4 protein-coding genes and 4 pseudogenes are annotated in these 7023 nt (G+C 59.8%); 4 read left to right on the forward strand and 4 right to left on the reverse strand.

Going from position 1 to position 7023, the window contains the following annotated elements; genetic code table 11:
* Positions 1 to 667 (reverse strand): PAS domain-containing protein (locus MF6396_RS27590; protein ID WP_151884005.1); only part of this gene is annotated, 667 nt, incomplete at its 3' end.
* 619 nt (positions 668 to 1286) lie between these two features.
* Between MF6396_RS27590 and tnpB the strand changes: the two genes are divergently transcribed.
* The 3 genes and pseudogenes from tnpB to MF6396_RS27615 all read left to right on the forward strand — a co-directional run.
* Complete coding sequence (tnpB, locus tag MF6396_RS27605) at positions 1287 to 1646, forward strand: IS66 family insertion sequence element accessory protein TnpB (protein WP_003460146.1); 360 nt, start codon at positions 1287 to 1289, stop codon at positions 1644 to 1646.
* Positions 1647 to 1665: 19 nt separating this feature from the next.
* Positions 1666 to 3228, forward strand: a complete 1563-nt coding sequence (gene tnpC, locus MF6396_RS27610) for an IS66 family transposase (RefSeq protein ID WP_078482001.1) — start codon at positions 1666 to 1668, stop codon at positions 3226 to 3228.
* Positions 3229 to 3274: 46 nt separating this feature from the next.
* A pseudogene (locus tag MF6396_RS27615) lies at positions 3275 to 4441 on the forward strand (IS4 family transposase); the annotation flags it as partial.
* Between the two features lie 43 nt (positions 4442 to 4484).
* Here the strand turns inward: MF6396_RS27615 and MF6396_RS29665 are convergent.
* The 3 genes and pseudogenes from MF6396_RS29665 to prfC form a co-directional block, all read right to left on the reverse strand.
* Positions 4485 to 5507, reverse strand: coding sequence for a methyl-accepting chemotaxis protein (locus MF6396_RS29665; protein WP_443217222.1), 1023 nt, complete (start codon positions 5505 to 5507; stop codon positions 4485 to 4487).
* Positions 5508 to 5567: 60 nt separating this feature from the next.
* Positions 5568 to 6110, reverse strand: a pseudogene (locus MF6396_RS29670) (MCP four helix bundle domain-containing protein); the annotation flags it as partial.
* A gap of 213 nt (positions 6111 to 6323) precedes the next feature.
* Positions 6324 to 6800: pseudogene (gene prfC / locus MF6396_RS27625) on the reverse strand (peptide chain release factor 3); the annotation flags it as partial.
* A 2-nt stretch (positions 6801 to 6802) separates the two neighbouring features.
* Between prfC and MF6396_RS27630 the strand changes: the two are divergent.
* Positions 6803 to 7023: pseudogene (locus MF6396_RS27630) on the forward strand (IS21 family transposase); the annotation flags it as partial.

Here is a 7023-nt window from a genome sequence, read left to right on the forward strand (position 1 = left end):
TGCGCCCAGTGTAGAGGGATTGACTTAATGGGTTATTGGAAATATTCCTGGCTCTTTCAACCAGTCTTCCAAGAGGAGAGAGAATAGCCAAAACACTAACAGAGCTTAAGCTTCCTGACATTAAAGTAGCTAACAATAAGCTGCTTATTGATGTATCAGTAAGCATGCCGGCAGCCATTGCGCTTGATATAATACTACCCCATATGAGCAAGAGTATTTTCACGGAAAAGCTAGCAGCCCATTTCGGCCTCGCGGCCTTCCCGCTTCTCAATTGAGCATATAATTTTTCCGCAGCCAAAACCTGCTCAGGTTCAGGCTTGGTCCTTACAGACTGGTATTCAACAATCGAACCATTCTTAGCTATTGGCGTTACATAAGCACTTACCCAATAGTGGTCGCCATTTTTACAGCGATTTTTTATTAGCCCCATCCATGAGCGGCCAGATTTTAATGTACTCCACATATGCTCAAATGCAGCAGGCGGCATATCTGGGTGTCTTACGATGTTGTGAGGCTGGCCTAATAGTTCTTCCTCAGTGAAACCACTGATTTTAATGAAGTCAGGATTAATGTACGTGATATGGCTTTGAGGGGAGGTAGTCGAAAGAATATTGGTATCTTTTGGGAGTTCTAAGTTTCGACCCGTCACTGGTAAATTCTGGCGCATAAGAGCCTCAAGGGTTGGCTGTTTTATTTTATTGTATTCGGCATTAAGCCCAATTTCTTTAGCGTTACGATAAAGCTAGCATGGAAACGATAGGTGCAAGCAAGTTAAGGGTTGCATCGCGCATGTCAATCTAGGCTATACCCTAACTGGATGTCAGGAATGGCCACGCTGCGCCTGTCGTTTTCAGAAGACGACCGCACCATCTGACTGGATGTAACGCCTGGTGTGCATACGGCTCCTGACAGCCCAATATCAGGAGTCGTCTGCACCAATCTCGACTATGCTCAATACTCGTGTGCACCAAAGCGAGGTTTGGGCATGACATCAGACACTCCACCGATTGCCGCGCAAGGCGTGGCCACCCTGCCCGACGAGGCATGGGCGCAAGCCCGGCACCGGACGGAAATCATCGGGCCACTGGCAGCGCTTGAGGTGGTCGGGCATGAAGCCGCCGATGAGGCAGCCCAAGCGCTGGGCCTGTCCCGGCGACAGGTATATGTCCTGATCCGTCGCGCCCGGCAGGGTACTGGCCTGGTAAGTATCCGCTCCATAAACCCCACCTGCCCATAGCCCGCAGATCATTGGAAGCTGAACTCCCGTTTTCACCGGAGTTCATCCCATGATGCGTCCCGACGCCAAGGTGCAGAAGGTCTACCTCTACCCAAAACCCGTCGATTTCCGCAAATCCATCAACGGCCTGGCCGCTCTGGTCGAGCTGGACATCAAGGTGGAAGTGTTCAACCCCGTGCTGTTCGTGTTCCTCAACCGCACCCGCAGTCAGGTCAAGATCCTCTACTGGGAGCGCAATGGCTTCTGCCTGTGGCTCAAGCGTTTGGAAGCCGAACGCTTCAAGACCAAGCCCGATGCCGGCGACGAGGCCATCGAGCTGACGGTCGATGAGTTGAACTGGCTGCTCGACGGCATCGACCTGTGGCGCAACCGTCCGCACCAGATACTGACGCCGCGTTTCGTGACCTGAGCCGGTATAATCCACGGCCATGATCGCCGTGCCCGCCCCCCTTCCTGACGACCCAATCCTGCTCAAGCATTTACTGCTGCTGGCCAGTGAACAGGCGGCTGCGAAAGATGCTCGCATAGAACAACTTCAGGAACAGGTCGCCCTGCTGCGCCACAAGTTGTTCTCGCCCAAGTCCGAGCGCAGCCCTGAAGACGCCGACTCACCGCAGTTGGCCATGTTCAACGAGGTCGAAGAGCTGATCGAAGCGGCCGCTGCGCCAAGCGAAGCCGAAGCCGAAGCCGAAGCCGAAGCCGAAGAAATCGTTGCGCCGGTCAAGCGCCGTGGCAAGCGCAAGCCGTTGCCGGCCAACCTGCCGCGTGTCGAAGTCATCCACGACCTGCCCGAGCACGAGCTGACTTGCGCCTGTGGCGCCTGCAAACAAGTCATCGGCGAGGAGACCAGCGAACAGCTGGAGATTATCCCGATGCAGGTGCGGGTCATCCGCCATATCCGCAAGACCTACGCCTGCAAGGCCTGCGAAGCGGCGCCGCTCACTGCCGACAAGCCGGCCCAACTGATCGAGAAGAGCCTGGCCAGCCCCAGCGTGTTGGCCATGCTGCTGACCACCAAGTACGCCGACGGCATCCCGCTGTACCGCTTCGAGAAGATGCTCAGCCGCCACGGCGTCGACATACCACGCCAGACCCTGGCGCGCTGGGTGATCCAGAGCGGTGAACAGCTGCAACCGCTGCTCAACCTGCTGCGCGACAAGCTGCTCGAATACCCCGTTTTGCACTGCGACGAAACGCGCCTGCAGGTGCTGCATGAACCGGGACGCGATCCCACCGCGCAGTCCTGGATGTGGGTACAAAGCGGTGGACCACCGGATAAGCCGGTGATCCTCTTCGACTACACCGCCAGCCGCGCGCAGGAGGTGCCGCTGCGCCTGCTCGATGGTTATCGCGGCTACCTGATGACCGACGACTATGCCAGCTACAACGCCGTGGCCGCGCAAGAAGGCATCGAACGCCTCGGCTGCTGGGCGCATGCGCGGCGCAAGTTCGTCGAGGCGCAGAAAGTGCAACCCAAGGGCAAAACCGGCCGTGCCGACATGGCGCTGAACCTGATCAATAGGCTCTACGGCATCGAGCGTGACCTGAAGGACGCCTGCGATACCGAGCGCCTGGTCGCCCGTCAGCAACGCAGCCAGCCGCTGCTCGATCAACTCAAGACCTGGCTGGACAAGACCCAGCCGCAGGTCGTCGGGCAGACAGCGCTGGGCAGGGCGGTGAATTACCTGGCCAGCAACTGGAGAAAGCTGGTGCGCTACGTCGAAGGTGGACATCTGCCGATCGACAACAACCGCGCGGAGAACGCCATCCGCCCGTTCGTTATCGGGCGCAAGAACTGGCTGTTCAGCGACACGCCCAAGGGTGCCACGGCCAGCGCGCAGATCTACAGCCTGATCGAAACCGCCAAGGCCAATGGCCAGGAGCCTTACGCCTGGCTGCGCCACATCCTCGAACGCCTGCCGGCCGCCAATAGCGTCGAGGATTACGAAGCGCTGCTGCCGTGGAATTGCTCGCCAGTGAGCGCATCCTGACAGACCCGCCCCATCAGCAGTAGGTGGGGTTTATGGAGCGGTTACGCTGGTGCTTGGCATGGCCTTGTTCCGTGACGAGCCGGTGCATGAGGTCGCACGACGCCTGAATATCTGTGCCCAGGGGCTGGCCTCTCACGACCTGCTGGCCCGAAGCGGTGTCACCGAGGCGCGTAAACGATTGGGTGCCGATCCGGTTGAGTGGCTGTTTCGTCAGACGGGTAACCAGTGGGGTTGCGAGCGCTATGAGGGCGATACCTGGCAGGGCCTGCAAGTATTGGCCGTGGATGGCGCACTCCTGCGCACCCCAGACACGCCTGAGCTCCGAGAGCATTTCGGCTCCGGCAATACCTCCACCGAGCGCCAGACGCCGTTTCCCATGCTGCGACTGGTAGCCCTGATGAACGTGCGCTCGCACCTGATTCTGGATGCGCAGGTGAGTCCCTACCGGCGCAGTGAGATGCGCTTGGCCGATGAGTTTATGCAGCAGATTCCCAATCAGTCGGTGACGCTGTTCGATAAGGGCTTCTGGAGTGCCGACTTGCTGTTGCGCCTGGGCGCCGCAGGGGAAAGCCGGCACTGGCTGATTCCGGCCCGCGAAGGGCTGGTTAGCGAGGAAGTCGCTCGTTACGGCAAGGGCGATCGTTTGCTGCGCATGAAGGTGTCGGCACAGGCACGAAAGCGCAACCCCGACCTGCCGACGCACTGGGAGGTACGTGAAGTCAGCTACGCCGTGAAGGACAAGATCAAGACAGTGCTCACCTCGCTGCCTGCGGATACTTACAGCGCCAAGACCATCGCCAAGCTGTATCAGGAGCGCTGGGAGATCGAGCTGGGCTTCCGGGATATCAAAAGCTCTCTGCAGCAGAATGCGATGACCCTGCGCAGCAAGGTAACGGAGCTGGTCTACCAGGAGGTCTGGGGCTTGTTGTTGGCCTACAACATCATCCGCCGCGAAGCCGGTCAGGCAGCCGTCGCCTTCGGCCGCTCTCCGGGCGACATCCGCTTCAAACCAGTAGCCCAATACATCGCCGTGCAATTGATCGTGATGGCGGCGGCCAACCCGATTTCAGCAACAGGAAGACGATTGTCGGAGTTGAGGGCAGGAATCGGTGGGCTGTTTCTGGATCACCGTCCAAGGCCATCAAGACCAAGGACGGTGAAGATCTCAAAGACCCGTTATCCAGTGGATCGAAAGGCTGCTCCGCTTAAGTGAACAGCATTACGCAGTGATGCGGGCTTTTTCGTTGCTGGCCGGATTACAGGCGGAAGCGGCTGACCATGCTGTTCAGCTCCACGGCCAGGCGTGACAGCTCCTGGCTGGAGGCGCTGGTCTGGTTGGCGCCGGCCGAGGTTTGCAGGGACAGGTCGCGGATATTCACCAGGTTGCGGTCCACTTCGCGGGCCACCGAGGCCTGCTCTTCGGAGGCGCTGGCGATCAGCAGGTTGCGCTCGTTGATCTCGGTGATCGAGCGGGCGATCAGGTCGAGTGCCTCGCCGGCGGCGCGGGCGACGTCGAGGGTGGTGCGGGCGCGTTCATTGCTATGGCGCATGGCATTCACGGCCTGGTCGGTACCTTGCTGGATACCGCCGATCATCTGCTCGATTTCCTGGGTGGACTGCTGGGTGCGTTGTGCCAGCAGGCGCACTTCGTCAGCCACCACGGCAAAGCCGCGGCCCTGCTCGCCGGCGCGTGCGGCTTCGATGGCGGCGTTGAGTGCCAGCAGGTTGGTCTGTTCGGCAATCGCACGGATCACGTCGAGCACCTTGCTGATGTCGCGCACCTTGTCGGCCAGTTGCTCCACCTGGCCGGCAGTCTGGGTGACGTCTTCGGCCAGGCTGTCGATGGAGTCGACGGTACGCAGCACCTGGTCGCGGCCCTGCTCGGCGGTCTTGCTCGAGGCTTGCGAGGCTTGCGAGGTGCTGACGGCGTTACGCGCGACTTCATCGACCGCTGCGGTCATTTCATTGACCGCGGTGGCGGCCTGCTCCAGTTCGTTGTTCTGCTGGTGCATGCCCCGCGTGGAGTCTTCGGTGACCGCGTGCAGCTCCTCGGAGGCAGAGGCCAGTTGGGTCGAGGAATCGGCAATCTGCTGGATGGTGCTGCGCAGGCTTTGCTGCATGTCCTGCAGGGCGCGCATCAGGCTGGTCAGTTCGTCGTTGCCTTCCAGCTGGATGCTTTGCGAGAGGTCGCCCTTGGCCACGACTTGCGCGACGCCGACGGCCTTGCGCAGCGGTTGCACGATACTGTTGGTGAGCAGTACGGCGAGCAGGATGGTCATGGCGATGGCGGCGACGATGATCGCCACTACCAGGTTGAAGGCGTTGTTGTAGATGGCTTCGCTCTGCTTTTTCGCCTTGCTGGCGTTGTCATTGTTGAACTGGGTCAGTTCATCGAGGGCGCGAAACATCGCGTCGGCATGCTGGTTGAGCGGGCCGTTGGCTACGGCCAGGGCTTCATCATGACGCCCCTGCGGTACCAGTTCGACGATGCGCTGTTGCTCGCTCATGTACGCGCGATGGGCGCTGACCAGGCGTTGGAACATGGCGCGCTCGTTGTCGGCTTCCAGCAGGCTTTCATAGCGCGCTTCGTCTTTTTGCAGTTCCTGTTTGAGTTCTTCCAGTGTGCGCATGGCTTGCTGCTGCTGACTGGCGTCACGCTGGATCATCAGGCGCAGGGTGAGCGCACGGATGCGCAGGATGTCGGTGCTGATGTTGTTGATGGTTTGCAGGCTGGGCAGGGTGACCGTGTTGATGTATTCACCCTGGCTATGCAGGTTGCGCATTTGCCCGAGGGAAAAGCTGCCTACCAGCAGAACCAGCAGGGCAAGCAGGGCAAAACCAACACCGGCACGCGTGGCCACGCGGACATTGCGAATGGACATATTCACCTCGGAGCAAGGAAAGGTAGTGTGAGTTTGTATCGTCGTTAGCGGGCGGAACTTGAGTGCAGCTCAGCGATTTGTCACGGGCTCAGGCGTGCGTTATGTGAACGAACGGATAACCCTACTCAGTATAGGTGAAAGAGGCGCGTTGTCTGGCAAAAAGTGTTCGACTTGGCCGCGTTGCACGGCCAAGCCGACTTGGCAGGCAGGGGGTTAGTGGTGTTCGCGGGTGGCGCGGAATTTCACGTCCGGCCAGCGCTCTTCCATCAGGCTCAGGTTGACCCGGGTCGGCGCCAGGTAGGTGAGGTGGCCACCGCCATCCACCGCCAGGTTCTCGAAGGCCTTGTCCTTGAACTCCTTGAGCTTCTTCTCGTCACTGCATTCGATCCAGCGTGCCGACCAGACGTTGATCGCCTCGTAGGCGCACTCGACCTTGTATTCCTCCTTGAGGCGGCTGGCGACCACATCGAACTGCAGCACGCCGACGGCGCCGAGGATGATGTCGTTGTTGCGCTCGGGGAAGAACACCTGGGTCGCGCCTTCCTCGGCCAGCTCCTGCAGGCCCTGTCGCAGCTGCTTGGATTTCAGCGGGTCCTTCAGGCGTACGCGGCGGAACAGTTCCGGGGCGAAGTGCGGGATGCCGGTGAAGCCCAGCACCTCGCCTTCGGTGAAGGTATCGCCGATCTGGATGGCGCTCGTTCGGCTCCTTGGGCGGCGTGCCGCGCCGGGGCATCTACGACAACATGAAGACGGCCGTCGACAAGGTCAATAAGGGCAAAGGCCGGACGGTGAATGCGCGCTTTGCGGTGATGTGCGCGCATTACCTGTTCGATCCGGACTTCTGCAACGTCGCCGCTGGTTGGGAAAAGGGCATCGTTGAAAAGAACGTGCAAGACAGCCGTAGGCGCATCTG

This window comes from Pseudomonas sp. MF6396, from assembly GCF_002018915.1.
GTDB lineage: Bacteria > Pseudomonadota > Gammaproteobacteria > Pseudomonadales > Pseudomonadaceae > Aquipseudomonas > Aquipseudomonas palmensis.

What these genes read in the sequence shown, in the direction of transcription:
- tnpB (WP_003460146.1), top strand. Translation starts at nt 1,287, where the DNA reads ATGATGCGTCCCGACGCCAAGGTGCAGAAGGTCTACCTCTACCCAAAA.
- tnpC (WP_078482001.1), top strand. Translation starts at nt 1,666, where the DNA reads ATGATCGCCGTGCCCGCCCCCCTTCCTGACGACCCAATCCTGCTCAAG.
- MF6396_RS29665 (WP_443217222.1), bottom strand. Translation starts at nt 5,507, where the DNA reads ATGACCATCCTGCTCGCCGTACTGCTCACCAACAGTATCGTGCAACCG.